Genomic DNA, 18,991 nt, shown 5'->3' on the forward strand with positions numbered 1-18,991 from the left:
CCCGATCTTATCACTTCAAACCGTGCAGGGTTCTCAGTTATGGGCGTGCAGCGCCTCATTCAGCTCGATGGCCGACTTGTGGGTCTTGCACTCGACGGCGCCGTTCAGCGAGTTGCGGCGGAACAGCAGGTCGGTCTGACCGGCCAGGTCGCGGGCCTTGACCACTTTGACCAGCTCGTTGTTTTCGTCGAGCAGGTTCACCTTGGTGCCGGCAGTGATGTACAGACCGGCTTCCACGGTGTTGCGATCGCCCAGCGGGATACCGATGCCGGCGTTGGCGCCGATCAGGCAGCCTTCGCCGACCTTGATGACGATGTTGCCGCCACCGGACAGGGTACCCATGGTCGAGCAGCCGCCACCCAGGTCCGAGCCCTTGCCGACGAACACACCAGCCGAGACGCGGCCTTCGATCATGCCCGGGCCTTCGGTGCCGGCGTTAAAGTTGACGAAGCCTTCGTGCATGATGGTGGTGCCTTCGCCGATGTAGGCGCCCAGACGTACACGGGCGGTATCGGCGATACGCACGCCAGCCGGAACCACGTAGTCGGTCATCTTCGGGAACTTGTCCACCGAGAACACTTCCAGCAGCTCGCCCTTCAGGCGTGCTTCCAGTTGCAGCTCAGCCAGCTCGGCCAGGTCAACGGCGCCCTGGTTGGTCCAGGCGACGTTCGGCAGCAGCGGGAAGATGCCGGCCAGGCTTACGCCGTGCGGCTTGACCAGACGGTGCGACAGCAGGTGCAGCTTCAGGTAGGCCTCTGGGGTCGAGGTCAGTGCGGCGTCTTCGGCCAGCAGGGTGGCGACCAGTGGCTTGTGGCTTTCGGCCAGGCGGGTCAGCAGGGCGGCCTGGGCGGCATCGACGCCTTTGAGGGCTTCGGCCAGTTGCGCGGCCTGGGCGTTGCTGAAGGCGATGGCCTGGTTGCCACCTTGGTAACCGAGGATCGGCGCAACGGCGGCGACCAGCTCGGCACTCGGGTTGAGCAGGGGTTGTGCGTAGAAGACTTCGAGCCAGGCGCCCTGGCGGTTCTGGGAGCCGACACCGAAGGCCAGGCTGAACAGGTTATTGGACATGTGATTACCTCGTGCGAAATAGGGGATGGGCTCAGGCCAGCGCAGCGCCGTACAGGTCAGGCTTGAAGCCAACCAGCGTGCGTGCGCCGAGGTCGAGCACCGGGCGCTTGATCATCGACGGCTGGGCCAGCATCAGCTCCACGGCCTTGGCCTGGTCGAGATCGGCCTTGCTGGCGTCGTCGAGCTTGCGGAAGGTGGTGCCGGCACGGTTGAGGATGACTTCCCAGCCGTGTTCATCGCACCAGCGGTTCAGGCTGTCGCGGTCGATGCCTTGAGTCTTGTAGTCGTGGAATTCGTAGCCGATGGCGTGTTCTTCGAGCCATGTGCGGGCTTTTTTCATGGTGTCACAGGCTTTGATGCCGTAGAGCGTGTAAGTCATCGCGTAAATTGGGGTTCAAAGGTGCCCCCAATCTCTCCGTTTTCCGAATGTCAGTCGCGGGATTATGCGGGAACGATTCTTTGAGCGCCACGGGTGTGCATGCCTTGTGTCCTGCAGCACCTCGGAGATTGCCAGGTGCCTGCCTTGAAATTTCGGGCGCTCTATCTCTTGGGCGCCAAGATCTCAAGGCGCACACCTGGCAGCCATGACCCCAGTATCATCATGTTACATATACATTTGCCACCTGCGACTATCGTGCAGCGGTCTCGATTTACCTATCCCCGCTAACATATTGTTTCAATGGCGATGTTTCGCCCTGATGTCGTTTTTGGTTCACAAAGGAAGCTTTCACGGATGCAGTCCGCCTACACCGTCCTCATCCTGCTGACGCTGGTAAGCGTGTCGAAACTGGTCGGGCGAGTCATTCCGCTACCGCTGCCATTGGTGCAGATCGCCGCTGGCGCCTTGCTGGCATGGCCGACCCTGGGCCTGCATGTGGCCCTGGACCCAGAACTGTTTCTGTTCCTGTTCCTGCCACCGTTGCTGTTCGCCGATGGCTGGCGCATTCCCAAGCGTGAGCTGTGGCGTATTCGCGGACCAGTGGTGGCCCTGGCGGTGGGCCTGGTGCTGTTCACCGTGGTCGGCGCCGGATATTTCATCCACTGGCTGTTGCCTACTATCCCGCTGCCGGTAGCGTTCGCGTTGGCAGCCGTGCTTTCGCCCACCGACGCCGTGGCTGTGTCGGCCATCACCCAGGACCGCCTGCCAACCCCGCTCATGCACATGCTGCAGGGCGAGGCGCTGTTGAACGATGCCTCGGGCCTGGTGACCTTCAAGTTCGCCCTGGCAGCGGCGATCACAGGGGCATTCTCGCTTGCCGACGCGGGCATGAGTTTCGTCCTCGTTGCCATCGGTGGCTTGGCGGTGGGGGTCGCGCTTAGTTGGCTGATCGGCCGCCTGCGTGCGTGGATGATCGCCCGGGGCTGGGACGACCCGGCCACCCATGTCGTGTTCATGCTGCTGCTGCCGTTCGCGGCCTACGTATTGGCCGAGCGCCTGGGCGTTTCTGGCATTCTTTCCGCCGTGGCTGCCGGCATGATGCAGAGCTGGCTCGACCTGCTGCCCCGCCAGACCAGCACACGGCTGTTGAACCGCAGTGTCTGGTCGTTGCTGGAGTTCGCCTTCAATGGCCTGATCTTCCTGCTGCTGGGCCTGCAGTTGCCGGACATCATCAAGGCGGTGGTCAGCCATGAGACCACTGTCTGGCCGACCCTGGCCTGGCGCTGTCTCGATGTGCTGGCGATCTTCGCTGCGTTGATACTGCTGCGTTTCGTGTGGGTACAGAGCATCTGGCGAGCGATCGGTGTGGTGCGGCGCTGGCGCGGTAAACCGGACCTGGTGCTGATGCCCACCGCGCGCTCTTGCTGGCTGTTGACTCTGGGCGGCGTGCGCGGTGCCGTGACGCTGGCCGGTGTGATGTCGATCCCGCTGCTGATAGGGGCGGGCAAGGCGTTTCCCGAGCGTGATCTGCTGATTTTCATCGCCGCGGGGGTGATCCTGTTGTCGTTGATCAGCGCGTGCGTCGCCTTGCCGTTCCTGCTGCGGGGCGTTACCAGAAGTCCGGATGAGCGTTTGCACCAGGAAGTGCAGGAAGCCTGGCGGCGCACCGCGGAGGCGGCCATTCATGCCTTGGAGGCAGAAGAAGTGATCGATGCCAGCGCACCCCAGGATGCGGCGCAGGCGACCTTGGCCACCGAGCTGAAGGCGCGGTTGATGGCCGAATACCGGGACGAGCTGGACAGCTACAACGACACCGCCGAAGCGCGGGCACTGGCCGAGCAGATGGACTTGCTGGAGCGGCGACTGCGCTTGCGTGCGCTGCGGGCCCAGCGTCTTGAGCTGTACAACCTGCACCGCCAGCACTTGGTGGGCGATGAGGTCGTGCGCCAAGTGCTGGGCGAGCTGGATCTGAGTGAAGCCAACCTGGGGCAGGTCAAGTAGCGGATCTGTCTGTCGGAGGGCCGCGTGGCGGCCCGTCGTCTTCAGCGGCTTTGCAGGAACTGACGAATCCGCTCCGCCGCTTCGATACACTCGGCCAGCGGCGCAACCAGGGCCATGCGCACTCGACCAGCCCCTGGATTCACGCCGTTAACTTCACGCGAAAGGTATGAGCCTGGTACCACGGTCACATGCTGGGCCTCGAACAGGTCGCGGGTGAAGTCGGCGTCGCTGCCCGGGACCTTGGCCCACAGGTAGAAACTGCCATCCGGGCGCTGCACGTCCAGCACCGGTTGCAGGATGTCCAGCACGGCGTCGTACTTGGCGCGGTACTGGTCGCGGTTTTCGCGCACATGGGCTTCGTCCTGCCAGGCTGCGATGCTGGCCAGCTGGGTCTGAACCGGCATCGCGCAGCCGTGGTAGGTGCGGTACAGCAAAAACGGCTTGATGATCGAGGCGTCACCGGCCACGAAGCCCGAGCGCAGTCCTGGCAGGTTGGAGCGCTTGGACAGGCTGTGGAACACCACGCAGCGCTTGAAGTCGCTACGGCCAAGCTCGGCGCAAGCGGTCAGCAGGCCAGGTGGCGGGGCGTCCTCGTCGAAGTACAGCTCGCTGTAGCACTCGTCGGCGGCAATCACGAAGTCATGCTCGTCGGCCAGGGCGATCAGTTTCTTCAGGGTGTCCATTGGTACCAGGGCACCTGTCGGGTTGCCCGGGGAGCACAGGAAGAGGATTTGGCAGCGCTTCCAGACCTCGACCGGCACTGCGTCGAAGTCGGGGTTGAATCCGTTGGCTTCCAGGCAGGGCAAGTAGTGCGGCGTGGCCCCGGCCAGCAGGGCCGCGCCTTCGTAGATCTGGTAGAACGGGTTGGGGCTGACCACCAGGCCATCGTCGGCGCGGTTGACCACGGCCTGGGTGAAGGCGAACAGTGCCTCACGGGTGCCGTTCACCGGCAGGATGTGGCGGTCGGCGTCCAGCCAGCCGGTTGGCACGCCAAAGCGGCGCTCGCACCACTGGCCGATGGCCTGGCGCAATGCCGGCAGGCCGATGGTGCTCGGGTACACCGCCAGTTTGTCGAGGTTGTCGGCCATGGCCTTGGCGACGAAGGCCGGCGACTCGTGCTTCGGCTCGCCAATGGACAGGGCGATGGCGCGTTTGTCCGCGGCCGGTTTCACGCTGCCCAGCAGGGCACGGAGTTTCTCGAACGGGTAGGGCTGCAGCTGGGTCAAGGCATGATTCATCGGCGCAAGGTCTCGTCAATCGTTAAAAGGTCACGCGGGTGGGGCTGGCATCGCTGGCCTGGCCAGCCTGCAACTGCTGGACGATCGCTTCCTGCAGGCGGCTGCACAGTTGTGGGTCGGACAGCGGCTGGTTGTCGGCGTCGGTGATGAAGAACACGTCCTCGACCCGTTCGCCGAGGGTGGCGATCTTGGCGTTCTGCAGCGACAGGTCGAACTCCAGGAAGATCCGTCCGATCCGCGCCAGCAGGCCGGGGCGGTCGGGAGCGGTGATTTCCAGGATGGTCACCGGGCGCTGCGCATCGTTGTGGATGGTTACCTGCGGCGCGAAGGTGAAGTGCTTGAGCTGGCGCGGCACCCGGCGCTGGATGATGGTCGGGTAGTCCTCGGGGTTGCGCAGCGCTTCGGTCAGGCCATCGCGGATCTGCTTGACCCGCTGCGGGTTGTCGCCGATCGACCCGCCGTCGTTGTCGAGCACGATGTAGGTGTCGAGGGTGAACTGGCTGCTCGAGGTGATGATCCGGGCATCGTGGATGTTCAGGTTGAGCTGGGACATGGCCGCCACGGTCACGGCGAAGAAGTCGTGTTGGTCAGGGGCATAGATGAAGATCTGCGTCCCGCCCTCGAACTCGCGCTGGGTGGTTTCCTTGATCAACACCAGTGGCCCGCCGTCCGCCGGCTGCTGCAGGATCGCATCACTGTGCCAGGCCACGTCGGCGGCGGTATGGCGCAAGAAATAGTCATCGCCCAGCTGCGACCAGAGCTGCTCGACATCGTCCGGGTCGGTGCCTTCGCGCACCAGGATGTCCAGCGCTGCGGTCTGGGTCTGGCGAATCTGTTCTTCGCGATCCAGCGGGTTTTCCAGGCCCCTGCGCAGGGCACGCTTGGTCTCGGTGTAGAGCTGGCGCAGCAGGCTGGCGCGCCAAGAGTTCCACAGGCTGGGGTTGGTGGCGTTGATGTCGGCCACGGTCAGCACGTAGAGGTAGTCCAGGCGGGTTTCATCGCCGACATGCAGGGCGAAGTCATTGATCACCTGCGGGTCGGACAGGTCCTTGCGCTGGGCGGTGGTGGACATCACCAGGTGGTTCAGCACCAGCCAGGCGATCAGGCGGCTATCCCAGGCTGGGAGTTGGTGGCGCTCGCAGAAGGCCTTGGCGTCCACCGCGCCCAGTTCGGAGTGGTCGCCCTGGCGGCCTTTACCGATGTCATGGTAAAGGCCGGCCAGGTAGATGAGTTCGGGCTTGGGCAGTCGTCCCATGAGCTTGCTGGCCAGCGGGAATTTTTCGGACACTGGCGTGTACTGCAGCTTGCGCAGGTGCTTGATGAGGTTGAGCGTGTGGGCATCGACCGTATAGATATGGAACAGGTCATGCTGCATCTGCCCCACGATCAGGCCGAACTCCGGCAGATAGCGGCCAAGAATGCCGTAGCGGTTCATGCGCCGCAGGTTGCGGTGGATGCCGATTTCGCACTTGAACAGTTCGATGAACAGGCTGGTGTTGCGGATGTCGTGGCGGAACGTTTCGTCGATCAGGTGACGGTGCTCGCGCAGCAGGCGCACGGTGTCGGCGCGTACACCCTTGATTTCCGGGTGCTGGGCCATCAGCACGAAGATTTCCAGCATGGCGAAGGGCGTGCGTTTGAACACGTTCGCATTGACCGCTTCGATATAGCCGTCGTGCAGGCGGAAGCGCGCATTCAGAGGTTGCGTGGCGCCGCTGTCGTCATCGGCGAGGATCACTTCCTCGAAATGCTGGATGATCAGGTCGCACAACTGGCTGATGCTCATGACCACGCGGTAGTACTGCTGCATGAACTGCTCGATGGCCCGCTTGGGGTTCTCGTCGCTGTAGCCCAGTAGCGCGGCGATGCTGCGCTGGTGGTCGAACAGCAGGCGGTCCTCGGCGCGACCGGCCAGCATGTGCAGGGCGTAGCGCACCCTCCAAAGGAAGTCCTGGGAGGACGCCAGCAGCTCGTTCTCGCTTTCCAGCAGGAAGCCTTCGCCGGCCAGGGCATGCAGGTTCAGCGTGCCGTACTGGCGTCGAGCCACCCACAGCACGGTCTGGATGTCGCGCAGGCCGCCGGGAGAACCTTTGACATTGGGTTCGAGGTTGTACTCGGTGTCGTTGTACTTGTGGTGGCGGGCCTTGAGTTCGGCGCGCTTGGCCAGGAAGAACTCCTTGCTCGGCCACATGTGTGCGGTGCTGGTGACGTCCAGCATGCGCTGACGCAGGCTCTCCGGGCCGGCAATGGTGCGGCTTTCCATCAGGTTGGTGATTACCGTCAGGTCGGCGCGGGCTTGTTCTGCGCATTCGTCGACGGTACGAACGCTCTGGCCAACTTCCAGGCCGATGTCCCACAACAGGGTGAGGAAGCGCTCGATGGCGTCGCGGTATTGTTCGTGTTCGGCGGCACCCAGCAGAATCAGCAGGTCGATGTCCGAATAGGGGTGCAGTTCACCGCGTCCATACCCACCCACTGCAACCAGGGCGATCCCGCTTTGGTCGCCCCAATCGAACTGGTTCCAGGCTTGTTGCAGGATGTTGTCGACGAGCCAGGCGCGATCCTCGATCAGTCGGCGGATTTCGCGGCCGCTGCGAAAACGCCGGTCAAGCACCTCGCCCGCCTGGCGGATGGCTTTCTTGAAGGCGGCGATAGGGCTCGCCTTGAGGGCCAGTTCCGCTTGGAACTGGCCGCGGTCGAACAGCTCGGGATCCACCTGGAGCATCGCGTCGCGTTCCTGTCTGAGTGTTTGCCTAGTGTGGGCTCAAGCCGAGGTGCGCGGGATGGTATCGTCCTTGCGCAGGGTGAAGATCTCGTAGCCGGTGGCGGTGACCACCAGGGTGTGTTCCCACTGGGCCGAGAGCTTGCGGTCCTTGGTGATGGCGGTCCAGCCGTCGCCCAATACCTTGGTGTCGGCCTTGCCCTGGTTGATCATCGGCTCGATGGTGAAGGTCATGCCTTCCTTGAGCTCCATGCCGGTGCCGGCCTTGCCGTAGTGCAGGATCTGCGGCTCTTCGTGGAACACCTTGCCGATGCCGTGGCCGCAGAACTCGCGCACCACCGAAAAGCCGTTCTTCTCGGCGTGCTTCTGGATGACCTCGCCGATGTCACCCAGGCGGCAGCCCGGCTTGACCAGCTCGATGGCCTTGTACATGCACTCTTGCGTCACCTTGGACAGGCGCTCGGCCCAGGGGGCGACGGTGCCGACGTGGAACATGCGGCTGGTATCGCCGTGGTAGCCATCCTTGATGACGGTCACGTCGATGTTGATGGTGTCACCGTCCTTGAGCGGCTTGTCGTTGGGAATGCCATGGCAGACGACGTGGTTGATCGAGGTGCAGATCGACTTGGGGTAGCCCTTGTAGTTGAGCGGGGCCGGGATGGCCTGCTGGACGTTGACGATGTAGTCGTGGCACAGGCGATCCAGCTCCTCGGTGGTGACACCGGGCTTGACGTGCTCTTCGATCATTTCGAGCACTTCGGCGGCCAGGCGGCCGGCGATGCGCATCTTCTCGATGTCTTCTGCGGTCTTGATGGTGACGGTCATTGCAGGCTCTCTACGGCGCCATCGATGGCGCGAACAAACGGGAAAGGCCGGATTCTACCAGAGCAGGGCGGCAATCGGTCGGGATAAAGGCGGTCGTCCTGCTGTCTATAAAGGGCATTCTGGCCTGAAAGCCAGGGTGCTGCAAAAAACGCTGACGGACGAGACCTTATTCGGGTTCCGTTCGCCTGCGGTCTGTGGTATAAAATGCGCCGCTTTCGGGGACGACCCCGAGAGTACTAAACCCCACACACGTGTCGACACGATGGCCTGGGTGCCCCGACTCTTCGGAATCGCGGGTTGGTCATTGGGATACGTGGAGGCCCAACCCGACTTATCAAGGAACTATCATGTCCCAAGTCAATATGCGCGATATGCTGAAGGCCGGTGTGCACTTCGGCCACCAGACCCGTTACTGGAACCCGAAAATGGGCAAGTTCATTTTCGGCGCGCGTAACAAGATTCACATCATCAACCTGGAAAAAACCCTGCCGATGTTCAACGACGCTCTGTCGTTCGTAGAGCGCCTGGCCCAGGGCAAGAACAAGATCCTGTTCGTCGGCACCAAGCGTTCCGCCGGCAAGATCGTCGCCGAGCAAGCTGCTCGTTGCGGTTCGCCATACGTTGACCACCGTTGGTTGGGCGGCATGCTGACCAACTACAAAACCATCCGTGCTTCGATCAAGCGTCTGCGCGACCTGGAAACCCAGGCCGAAGATGGCACCTTCGCCAAGCTGACCAAGAAAGAAGCCCTGATGCGCACCCGTGATCTGGAAAAGCTGGATCGCAGCCTGGGCGGTATCAAGGACATGGGCGGCCTGCCTGATGCCCTGTTCGTGATCGACGTTGAGCACGAGCGCATTGCTATCACCGAAGCCAACAAGCTGGGCATCCCGGTCATCGGCGTTGTCGATACCAACAGCAGCCCGGAAGGTGTTGATTTCGTCATCCCAGGTAACGACGACGCCATTCGCGCCATCGAGCTGTACATGACTTCGATGGCTGACGCCGTCATCCGCGGCCGCAACAACGTTGCTGGCGGCACCGAAGTCTACGCTGAAGAAGCGGCTGCACCTGCTGCTGAGTAATTGACGCTTAGCGTCTGACTTGGCACGCAAAAAGGGGGCTTGGCCCCCTTTTTGCCACCTTGAAATCCTGCTGTCAGCAACGGCCCCGCATCATGGGTCGCTGACGATAAAAGCAGTGGATTTGCAGAATTGAACGCCCGTCACAAGCGGGTGGAATGGTTGAAAAACTTTCCAAGAGGATTTTGAAATGGCAGCAATTACTGCAGCGCTGGTCAAAGAACTGCGCGAGCGTACCGGCGAAGGCATGATGGATTGCAAAAAGGCCCTGGAAAAGGCCGGCGGCGACATCGAGAAAGCCATTGACGACATGCGTGCCTCGGGCGCCATCAAGGCCGCCAAGAAGGCTGGCAACGTTGCCGCCGAAGGCGCCATCGCCGTCAAGACCGACGGCAAGGCCGCTGTCCTGCTGGAAGTGAACTCGCAGACCGACTTCCTGGCCCTGCAAGATGACTTCAAGGCCTTCGTTGCTGAAAGCATCGAAGAAGCTTTCGCTCAGAAGCTGACCGACGCCGCTCCGCTGATCGCTTCGCGCGAATCCGCTCGTGAAGCTCTGGTTGCCAAGTGCGGCGAAAACGTCAACATCCGTCGCCTGGTGCGCGTTGAAGGTGACGTTGTCGGTGCTTACCTGCACGGTAACAAGATCGGCGCAGCCGTTGTTCTGAAAGGCGGTGACGTTGAACTGGCCAAGAACATCGCCATGCACGTCGCAGCTTCGAACCCAGAGTTCCTGCTGCCTTCGGAAGTTTCCCCTGAAGCCATCGAGCGTGAGAAGGGCGTCTTCCTGCAGCTGAACGCTGACAAGATCGCTGGCAAGCCAGAAAACATCGTCGAGAACATGATCAAGGGTCGTATCTCGAAGTTCCTGGCCGAAGCTTCGCTGGTCGAGCAAGCTTTCGTCATGAACCCAGAAGTCAAAGTTGGCGAGCTGGCCAAGAAAGCCGGTGCTGAAATCGTTTCCTTCACCTACTTCAAAGTCGGCGAAGGCATCGAGAAGCCAGTCGACAACTTCGCTGAAGAAGTTGCCGCTCAGGTCGCTGCCGCCAAGCAGTAAGACAGACTCGTCTGTCGCCCCAAAGAGGCTGCCCGCTCACGCGCGCAGCCTCTTTGTCAAAACGGAGACGGGTTTATCGAACCGGTCTCTGCTGGCACCAAAACGGTGCCACGCTACAGTTAGCAGGCTGCAAACAGCCCGCACGGAATTTTCTACAGTACGCCGCAGGAGAGACTCGCAATGGCTCAGCAGGTGAGTGGTCGCCAACCTCGCTATAAACGCATTTTGCTCAAACTTAGCGGCGAGGCCCTGATGGGCTCGGAAGACTTCGGGATCGACCCGAAGGTGCTGGATCGCATGGCCCTGGAAGTCGGCCAATTGGTCGGTATCGGCGTCCAGGTTGGCCTGGTGATCGGCGGTGGTAACCTGTTCCGCGGCGCCGCGCTCAGTGCAGCCGGCATGGATCGCGTCACCGGTGACCACATGGGTATGCTGGCCACCGTGATGAACGCCCTGGCCATGCGCGACGCCTTGGAGCGTTCGAACATCCCGGCCCTGGTCATGTCGGCCATTTCCATGGTCGGTGTCACCGATCATTACGATCGTCGCAAAGCTATTCGCCACCTCAACTCCGGGGATGTGGTAATTTTCTCCGCCGGTACCGGCAATCCGTTCTTCACCACCGACTCCGCAGCCTGCCTGCGCGCCATCGAAATCGATGCCGACGTTGTGCTGAAGGCGACCAAGGTCGATGGTGTGTACACTGCCGATCCATTCAAGGATCCGCATGCCGAGAAGTTCGATCACCTGACCTACGACGAGGTTCTGGATCGCAAGCTCGGCGTTATGGATCTGACCGCAATCTGCCTGTGCCGCGACCACAAGATGCCATTGCGGGTATTCAACATGAACAAGCCTGGCGCCCTGCTGAACATCGTGGTGGGTGGCGCTGAAGGTACTTTGATCGAGGAAGGCGAAGCATGATCAACGACATCAAGAAAGACGCTCAGGAGCGCATGACCAAGTCCATCGAGGCCCTGGGTCGCAACCTGGCGGCGATCCGCACCGGTCGCGCCCACCCAAGCATTCTGGACAGCGTCAAGGTCCCTGCGTGGGGCAGCGAGATGCCGCTGAACCAGGTGGCCGCGATCACCGTCGAAGACGCCCGTACCCTGAAGATCGTCGCCCACGACAAGAACCTCAGCGCCGCCATCGAGAAGGCGATCCTGACCTCCGACCTGGGCCTGAACCCCTCCAGCGCCGGCACCACCATCCGTGTTCCGATGCCTGCCCTGACCGAGGAAACCCGCAAGGGTTACACCAAGCAGGCCAGCGGCGTCGCCGAAGATGCCAAGGTGGCGGTCCGTAACGTTCGTCGTGACGCACTCGCCGACCTGAAGAAGCTGACCAAGGACAAGGAAATCAGCGAAGACGAAGAACGCCGCGCCGCGGACGAGATCCAGAAGCTGACCGACAAGTTCGTCGCCGAAATCGACGCTGCGTTCAAAGCCAAGGAAAAGGACCTTATGGCCGTCTAAGGCCGAGGTTTTTTAATGGAAAAGACCAAGCTGGCGGCACTGTCTTCGGTGCCGCGTCACGTCGCGATCATCATGGATGGCAATAATCGCTGGGCGAAGAAACGTCTGTTGCCCGGCGTTGCCGGGCACAAGGCGGGCGTCGACGCCGTTCGTGCGGTCATCGAAGTGTGCGCGCAGTCCGGGGTCGAGGTGCTGACCCTGTTCGCGTTCTCCAGCGAGAACTGGCAGCGTCCGGCCGATGAGGTAGGGGCGCTGATGGAGTTGTTCTTCTCGGCCCTGCGTCGTGAGGCCAAGCGGCTGAACGAGAACAACATCAGCTTGCGCATCATCGGTGATCGCTCGCGTTTCCATCCTGAGCTGCAGGCGGCCATGCGTGAAGCCGAGGCGCTGACTGCGGGCAACAACCGCTTCATCCTGCAGATCGCCGCCAATTATGGCGGTCAATGGGATATCGCCCAGGCCGCCCAGCGCCTGGCCCGTGAAGTCCAGGCCGGCCACCTGCGTCCGGAGGACATCACGCCTGACTTGTTGCAGACTTGCCTGGCGACGGGGGAGCTGCCTTTGCCCGACCTGTGCATTCGCACCGGCGGCGAGCACCGCATCAGCAACTTCCTGCTTTGGCAGCTGGCTTATGCCGAGCTGTATTTCTCCGACCTCTATTGGCCGGACTTCAAACACGAGGCCATGCGCAACGCGTTGGCCGATTTCGCTTCGCGCCAGCGCCGCTTCGGTAAGACCAGCGAGCAGGTCGAGGCTGGAGCTCGTGCTTAATGCTTAAACAACGCATCATTACTGCGCTGATCCTGCTGCCGGTCGCGCTGGGCGGCTTTTTCCTGCTCAACGGCGGGGATTTCGCCCTGTTCATCGGCTTCGTGGTCACCCTTGGTGCCTGGGAGTGGGCGCGCCTGGCCGGGCTGATGGCCCAGCCGCTGCGTATTGCCTACGCCGCCGTGGTTGCCGGGGCGCTGATGCTGCTCTACCTGATGCCCGACCTTGCGCCCTGGGTGCTGGGTGCGGCGGTGATCTGGTGGGGGCTGGCCACCTGGCTGGTGCTCACCTACCCACGCAGCAGCGAGCTTTGGGCCAGCGCCGCCTGCCGATTGCTGATCGGCTTGCTGGTGCTGCTGCCGGCCTGGCAAGGGCTGGTCTTGCTCAAGCATTGGCCGTTGGGCAACTGGTTGATCCTGTCGGTCATGGTGCTGGTCTGGGCGGCCGATATCGGGGCCTATTTCTCCGGGCGTGCTTTCGGCAAGCGCAAGCTGGCTGCGCAGGTCAGCCCAGGCAAGAGCTGGGAAGGCGTCTATGGCGGTCTGGCCCTGTGCCTGCTCATCACCCTGGTGGTGGGTATCAGCCGGGACTGGAGCTTCGGCCAGATCGTCCTGGGGCTGCTGGGCGCTGCGGTAGTGGTCATGTCCTCGGTAGTGGGTGACCTGACCGAGAGCATGTTCAAGCGCCGCTCGGGCATCAAGGACAGCAGCAACCTGCTGCCAGGTCACGGCGGCGTGCTCGATCGCATCGACAGCCTGACGGCGGCGATCCCGATCTTCGCGGTGCTGCTGTGGGCGGCTGAATGGGGTGTGATGTGAGTACGCTGCAACGCATTACCGTACTCGGCGCTACCGGGTCCATTGGCCTTAGCACGCTGGATGTGATCGCTCGCCATCCCGAGCGCTATCGGGTGTTCGCGCTCAGCGGTTATTCGCGTATCGACGAGTTGCTGGCACTGTGCGTTCGCCATGATCCGGTCTATGCAGTGGTGCCGGATGCAGAAAGTGCTGCGCGTCTGCGCGAGGGCCTGGCTGCCGCGCGCTGTGCCACCGAAGTGCTCGAGGGCGAGGCGGGGCTGTGTCAGGTCGCGGCGGCGCAGGAAGTCGATGCGGTGATGGCCGCTATCGTCGGCGCCGCTGGGTTGCGTCCGACCTTGGCTGCCGTCGAGGCAGGCAAGAAGGTGTTGCTGGCCAACAAGGAAGCCTTGGTAATGTCCGGCGCACTGTTCATGGATGCGGTGCGGCGCAGTGGCGCTGTGCTGTTGCCCATCGACAGTGAACACAATGCCATTTTCCAGTGCCTGCCCGGCGACTACGGTCGTGGGCTGGTTCAGGTCGGGGTGCGGCGCATCCTCCTGACGGCGTCGGGCGGCCCATTCCGCGAGACGCCCCAGGCGGCCCTGGCCAATGTCACGCCGGAGCAGGCCTGTGCCCACCCTAACTGGTCCATGGGGCGCAAGATTTCCGTGGACTCGGCCAGCATGATGAACAAGGGCCTGGAGCTGATCGAAGCATGCTGGTTGTTCGATGCAGCGCCGGCCAAGGTCGAAGTGGTGGTTCACCCGCAGAGCGTGATCCACTCGTTGGTGGATTATGTCGACGGTTCGGTGCTGGCCCAGCTGGGCAATCCAGACATGCGCACGCCCATAGCAAACGCCCTGGCCTGGCCCGAGCGGATCGACTCCGGGGTAGCCCCGCTGGACTTGTTCGCCATCGCTCGTCTGGATTTCCAGGCGCCCGACGAACAACGCTTCCCTTGCTTGCGCCTGGCGCGGCAGGCTGCCGAGGCGGGCAACAGTGCGCCTGCCGTGCTCAATGCGGCCAACGAAGTGGCGGTCGAGGCATTTCTCCAGCGGCGCATCCGCTTTCCAGAAATCGCGAGTATGATCGAACAGGTGCTTGACCAGGAGCCAGTGGTCTCGCTGCCGTCGCTGGATGCGGTGTTCGCTGCCGACCAGCGCGCCCGGGAACTGTCCCGTGAGTGGTTGAGGCGCCACGGCCGCTGATGCAGGCCTTGCTCCAGGTTCCGCTGAACGTCATTCGGAGATGGATATGACTGCGCTCTACATGATTATCGGCACCCTGGTGGCCTTGGGTGTATTGGTCACTTTCCACGAGTTCGGCCACTTCTGGGTGGCCCGACGCTGTGGCGTCAAGGTGCTGCGCTTCTCCGTGGGGTTCGGCACACCGTTGATTCGCTGGCATGACCGCCATGGCACCGAGTTCGTGGTGGCGGCGATCCCGCTGGGCGGCTACGTCAAGATGCTCGACGAACGCGAGGGTGAAGTGCCGCCAGCGCTGATCGAGCAGTCGTTCAATCGCAAATCCGTCCGTCAGCGTATTGCCATCGTGGCGGCGGGGCCGATCGCCAACTTCCTGCTGGCCATTTTCTTCTTCTGGCTGCTGGCCATGCTCGGCACCCAGCAGATCCGTCCGGTCATCGGTGCGGTCGAGTCCGGTAGCCTGGCGGCTTCGGCGGGCTTGGTCGCTGGTCAGGAAATCGTATCCATCGACGGAAAACCGACCAGTGGCTGGTCGGCAGTCAACCTGCAGCTGGTTCGGCGCCTGGGCGAGAGCGGCACCCTGCAAGTCGGCGTGCGCGACGAAGGAGCCACGGTCGAGCGTCAGTACCAGATCACGCTCGCGGGTTGGCTCAAGGGCGCCGACGAGCCGGACCCGATCCAGTCCCTGGGCTTGCGTCCATGGCGTCCGGCCATTTCGCCGGTTCTGGCTGAAATCGATCCAAAGGGGCCGGCCGCAGCGGCCGGGCTCAAAAGTGGTGACAAATTGTTGGCCGTCGATGGCGTGACGGTGAGCGACTGGCAGCACGTGGTCGACACCGTGCGCGCACGCCCCGAAGCCAGGGTGGTGCTGCGTGTGGAGCGTGATGGCGCGCCGCTGGACGTCCCGGTGACGCTGGCCCGGCGCGGCGAAGGCAAAGCCTCCGGCGGCTACCTGGGGGCAGGAGTCAAGGGCGCCGAATGGCCCGCCAGCATGCTGCGCGAAGTCAGCTATGGCCCGCTCGAGGCAGTGGGCGAGGGCTTGTCGCGCACCTGGAACATGAGTGTGCTAACCCTCGAATCGCTAAAGAAAATGCTGTTCGGGGAGCTCTCGGTAAAAAACTTGAGCGGACCGATAACCATTGCTAAAGTGGCGGGCGCTTCGGCCCAGTCCGGCGTGGGGGATTTCCTGAATTTCCTGGCCTACCTGAGCATAAGCCTGGGGGTTCTTAACCTGCTGCCCATCCCGGTACTGGATGGGGGGCATTTGCTGTTTTACCTGGTCGAGTGGGCGCGCGGTCGTCCGCTGTCGGATCGGGTGCAAGGTTGGGGGGTCCAGATCGGTATCAGTTTGGTCATTGGGGTGATGTTGCTCGCCCTGATCAACGATCTGGGTCGACTATAAAAGATTCGCTCAATTGCGAACCTGCCGTTTTCATACGGCGGGTGGTTTATTGCCAGTTGGAATAAAAGGACTTCATGAAACGTCTGCTGCTAACTGCGGTCCTCTCCGCACTGATGATCGCTGAAGTTCACGCCGAGTCCTTCACCATCTCCGATATTCGCGTCAACGGCCTGCAGCGGGTGTCCGCCGGCAGCGTCTTTGGCGCCTTGCCCCTGAACGTGGGCGATCAGGCCGATGACCGACGCCTGGTGGAATCCACCCGCTCGCTGTTCAAGACCGGTTTCTTCCAGGACATCCAGCTGAACCGCGACGGCAATGTCCTGATCATCAACGTGGTCGAGCGCCCCTCGGTGTCGAGCATCGAGATCGAAGGCAACAAGGCGATCAGCACCGAAGACCTGATGAAGGGCCTGAAGCAGTCGGGCCTGGCCGAAGGCGAGATCTTCCAGCGAGCCACCCTCGAAGGCGTGCGTAACGAACTGCAGCGCCAGTACGTGGCCCAGGGCCGCTACTCGGCCGAGGTCGACGCCGAGGTGGTGCCGCAGCCGCGCAACCGTGTGGCGTTGAAGATCAAGATCAACGAAGGCACCGTGGCGGCCATCCAGCACATCAACATCGTCGGCAACACCGTGTTCGACGATGAAGAGCTGGCGCAGCTGTTCGAGCTCAAGACCACCAACTGGCTGTCGTTCTTCAAGAACGATGACAAGTATGCCCGCGAGAAGCTCTCCGGTGACTTGGAACGCCTGCGTTCCTACTACCTGGACCGCGGCTACATCAACATGGACATCGCCTCCACCCAGGTGTCCATCACCCCGGACAAGAAGCACGTCTACATCACGGTCAACGTCAACGAGGGCGAGAAGTACACCGTCCGTGACGTGAAGCTGTCGGGTGACCTGAAGGTGCCGGAAGACCAGGTCAAGTCGCTGCTGCTGGTGCAGCCGGGCCAGGTGTTCTCGCGCAAGGTCATGACCACCACCTCCGACCTGATCACCCGCCGCCTGGGTAACGAGGGCTACACTTTCGCCAACGTCAACGGCGTGCCTCAGCCGCACGACGAAGACCACACCGTGGACATCATGTTCGTGGTCGACCCGGGCAAGCGTGCCTACGTCAACCGCATCAACTACCGCGGCAACACCAAGACCGAAGACGAAGTGCTGCGTCGCGAGATGCGCCAAATGGAAGGTGGCTGGGCGTCGACCTACCTGATCGACCAGTCCAAGACCCGCCTGGAACGTCTGGGCTTCTTCAAGGAAGTCAACGTCGAGACCCCACCGGTGCCGGGCACCGATGACCAGGTCGACGTCAACTACAGCGTCGAGGAACAGGCCTCCGGCTCGATCACCGCCAGCGTCGGTTTTGCCCAGAGCGCCGGCCTGATCCTGGGAGGCTCGATCAGCCAGACCAACTTCCTGGGTACCGGTAACAAGGTGTCCATCGGCCTGACCCGTTCGGAATACCAGACCCGCTACAACTTCGGCTTCGTGGACCCCTACTTCACTGCCGACGGCGTCAGCCTGGGCTACAACGCCTTCTATCGCAGCACCGACTACGATGACCTCGACGTCGACGTGGCCAGCTATGCGGTCGACAGCCTGGGTGCCGGTGTCAGCCTCGGCTACCCGATCAGCGAAACTTCGCGCCTGACCTACGGCCTGACCGTGCAGCAGGACAAGATCAAGACTGGCCGTTACACCGTCGACGAGATCTTCGATTTCCTCGAGCAGGAAGGCGACAACTTCCTGAACTTCAAGGCCTCGGTCGGTTGGTCCGAGTCGACCCTGAACAAAGGCGTGCTGGCGACCCGTGGTCACTCCCAGAGCCTGACCTTCGAGACGACTGTTCCTGGCAGCGACCTGTCGTTCTACAAGCTCGACTACCGCGGCCAGCTGTTCAAGCCGATCACCAACGACTACACCCTGCGCCTGCACACTGAATTGGGCTATGGTGATGGTTTCGGTGGTACTTCCGGCCTGCCATTCTATGAAAACTACTACGCGGGTGGTTTCAACTCCGTACGTGGCTTCAAGGACAGCAGCCTCGGTCCGCGCAGTACCCCGAGCGACGGTACCAACCCGGGCACCGTGAAAGACCCGGACCAGGACCCGCTGCCGTTCGGTGGCAACGTGTTGGTCCAGGGTGGTGTCGAGTTGCTGTTCCCGCTGCCATTCGTGAAGGACCAGCGTTCGCTGCGCACCTCCGTGTTCTGGGACGTGGGTAACGTGTTCGATACCAACTGCGGCAGCAAGCCTGACTGCGAGAAGGTTGGCTTCTCCGGCATGGCCAGCTCGGTCGGCCTGGGTGTCACCTGGATCACTGCCCTGGGCCCGTTGAGCTTCAGCCTGGCAATGCCGGTCAAGAAGCCGGACGACGCCGATACCCAGGTGTTCCAATTCTCTCTGGGCCAGACCTTCTAAGGTCGGCCCTTGCTTAACGACAACGGTTTATCCAGGAGTGCATCGTGCGTAAGTTGACTCAACTGGCCGTAGTGGCCGCGGCGCTGGTCGCCACCCCGGCTTTCGCCGAAATGAAGGTTGCCGTGCTGAACTATCAGATGGCCCTGCTCGAATCCGATGCCGCCAAGAAGTACGCGGTTGATGCCGAGAAGAAGTTCGGCCCGCAACTGACCAAGCTCAAGTCCCTGGAAAGCAGCGCCAAAGGTATCCAGGACCGCCTGATCAAAGGCGGCGACAAGATGCAGCAGCAGGAGCGTGAGCGCCTGGAGCTCGAATTCAAGCAGAAAGCCCGTGACTTCCAGTTCCAGTCCAAAGAACTGAACGAAGCCAAGGCCGTTGCTGACCGCGACATGCTCAAGCAGCTCAAGCCGAAGCTCGATGGTGCCGTCGAGGAAGTGATCAAGAAGGGCGGTTACGACCTGGTTCTGGAGCGCGGTGCGGTCATCGATGTCAAACCTCAGTACGACATCACCCGCCAAGTCATCGAGCGCATGAACCAAGCCCGTTGAT

The 18,991-nt window shown here is 62.2% G+C and carries 16 protein-coding genes; 11 read left to right on the forward strand and 5 right to left on the reverse strand.

Annotated elements, in window-relative coordinates:
- Positions 1–33: 33 nt before the first annotated feature.
- Together dapD and C4Q26_RS18005 are read right to left on the reverse strand one after the other, a co-directional pair.
- The gene (gene dapD, locus C4Q26_RS18000; protein WP_023381980.1) at positions 34–1,068 is read right to left on the reverse strand and encodes a 2,3,4,5-tetrahydropyridine-2,6-dicarboxylate N-succinyltransferase; all 1,035 of its coding nucleotides are present in this window, start codon (positions 1,066–1,068) and stop codon (positions 34–36) included.
- Positions 1,069–1,099: 31 nt separating this feature from the next.
- Entirely contained in the window at positions 1,100–1,447 is a 348-nt protein-coding gene (locus C4Q26_RS18005; protein ID WP_023381979.1) for an ArsC family reductase, read from the reverse strand.
- A gap of 354 nt (positions 1,448–1,801) precedes the next feature.
- Between C4Q26_RS18005 and C4Q26_RS18010 the strand changes: the two genes are divergently transcribed.
- Entirely contained in the window at positions 1,802–3,448 is a 1,647-nt protein-coding gene (locus C4Q26_RS18010) for a Na+/H+ antiporter (RefSeq protein ID WP_023381978.1), read from the forward strand.
- 41 nt (positions 3,449–3,489) lie between these two features.
- On the opposite strand, the gene dapC is transcribed toward C4Q26_RS18010, so the two are convergent.
- Genes dapC through map form a run of 3 tightly spaced genes read right to left on the reverse strand, consistent with a single transcriptional unit; the run spans position 3,490 to position 8,233 of the window.
- The gene (gene dapC, locus C4Q26_RS18015) at positions 3,490–4,686 is read right to left on the reverse strand and encodes a succinyldiaminopimelate transaminase (protein WP_104883373.1); all 1,197 of its coding nucleotides are present in this window, start codon (positions 4,684–4,686) and stop codon (positions 3,490–3,492) included.
- A gap of 22 nt (positions 4,687–4,708) precedes the next feature.
- Positions 4,709–7,411 carry a [protein-PII] uridylyltransferase gene (locus tag C4Q26_RS18020; protein ID WP_104883374.1) on the reverse strand — a complete coding sequence of 901 codons (2,703 nt, stop codon included), beginning with the start codon at positions 7,409–7,411 and terminating at the stop codon, positions 4,709–4,711.
- A 39-nt stretch (positions 7,412–7,450) separates the two neighbouring features.
- Positions 7,451–8,233, reverse strand: a complete 783-nt coding sequence (gene map, locus C4Q26_RS18025) for a type I methionyl aminopeptidase (RefSeq protein WP_023381975.1) — start codon at positions 8,231–8,233, stop codon at positions 7,451–7,453.
- 347 nt (positions 8,234–8,580) lie between these two features.
- Between map and rpsB the strand changes: the two genes are divergently transcribed.
- From rpsB to C4Q26_RS18075, 10 genes are all read left to right on the forward strand, one after another.
- Entirely contained in the window at positions 8,581–9,318 is a 738-nt protein-coding gene (gene rpsB / locus C4Q26_RS18030) for a 30S ribosomal protein S2 (RefSeq protein WP_023381974.1), read from the forward strand.
- 187 nt (positions 9,319–9,505) lie between these two features.
- Complete coding sequence (tsf, locus tag C4Q26_RS18035; RefSeq protein WP_023381973.1) at positions 9,506–10,369, forward strand: translation elongation factor Ts; 864 nt, start codon at positions 9,506–9,508, stop codon at positions 10,367–10,369.
- A gap of 180 nt (positions 10,370–10,549) precedes the next feature.
- Positions 10,550–11,293: a UMP kinase gene (gene pyrH / locus C4Q26_RS18040; RefSeq protein WP_023381972.1), complete on the forward strand. Its 744-nt coding sequence runs from the start codon at positions 10,550–10,552 to the stop codon at positions 11,291–11,293.
- A complete protein-coding gene (gene frr / locus C4Q26_RS18045) occupies positions 11,290–11,847 on the forward strand; it encodes a ribosome recycling factor (protein ID WP_023381971.1) in 558 nt (185 codons plus the stop codon). The genes pyrH and frr overlap by 4 nt, the downstream gene beginning before the upstream one ends.
- Positions 11,848–11,862: 15 nt before the next feature.
- A complete protein-coding gene (gene uppS / locus C4Q26_RS18050) occupies positions 11,863–12,618 on the forward strand; it encodes a polyprenyl diphosphate synthase (protein ID WP_023381970.1) in 756 nt (251 codons plus the stop codon).
- The gene (locus C4Q26_RS18055; RefSeq protein WP_023381969.1) at positions 12,618–13,433 is read left to right on the forward strand and encodes a phosphatidate cytidylyltransferase; all 816 of its coding nucleotides are present in this window, start codon (positions 12,618–12,620) and stop codon (positions 13,431–13,433) included. Before uppS ends, C4Q26_RS18055 begins: the two co-directional genes overlap by 1 nt.
- Complete coding sequence (gene ispC, locus C4Q26_RS18060; RefSeq protein WP_023381968.1) at positions 13,430–14,620, forward strand: 1-deoxy-D-xylulose-5-phosphate reductoisomerase; 1,191 nt, start codon at positions 13,430–13,432, stop codon at positions 14,618–14,620. The genes C4Q26_RS18055 and ispC overlap by 4 nt, the downstream gene beginning before the upstream one ends.
- 46 nt (positions 14,621–14,666) lie before the next feature.
- Positions 14,667–16,019: an RIP metalloprotease RseP gene (gene rseP, locus C4Q26_RS18065; protein WP_023381967.1), complete on the forward strand. Its 1,353-nt coding sequence runs from the start codon at positions 14,667–14,669 to the stop codon at positions 16,017–16,019.
- Between the two features lie 74 nt (positions 16,020–16,093).
- A complete protein-coding gene (bamA, locus tag C4Q26_RS18070) occupies positions 16,094–18,442 on the forward strand; it encodes an outer membrane protein assembly factor BamA (RefSeq protein WP_023381966.1) in 2,349 nt (782 codons plus the stop codon).
- Between the two features lie 44 nt (positions 18,443–18,486).
- Positions 18,487–18,990 (forward strand): OmpH family outer membrane protein, encoded by a 504-nt coding sequence (locus tag C4Q26_RS18075; RefSeq protein WP_015269197.1) that lies wholly within the window; start codon positions 18,487–18,489, stop codon positions 18,988–18,990.
- Position 18,991 lies beyond the last annotated feature (1 nt).

This window comes from Pseudomonas sp. SWI44 (assembly GCF_002947915.1).
Lineage (GTDB): Bacteria > Pseudomonadota > Gammaproteobacteria > Pseudomonadales > Pseudomonadaceae > Aquipseudomonas > Aquipseudomonas taiwanensis.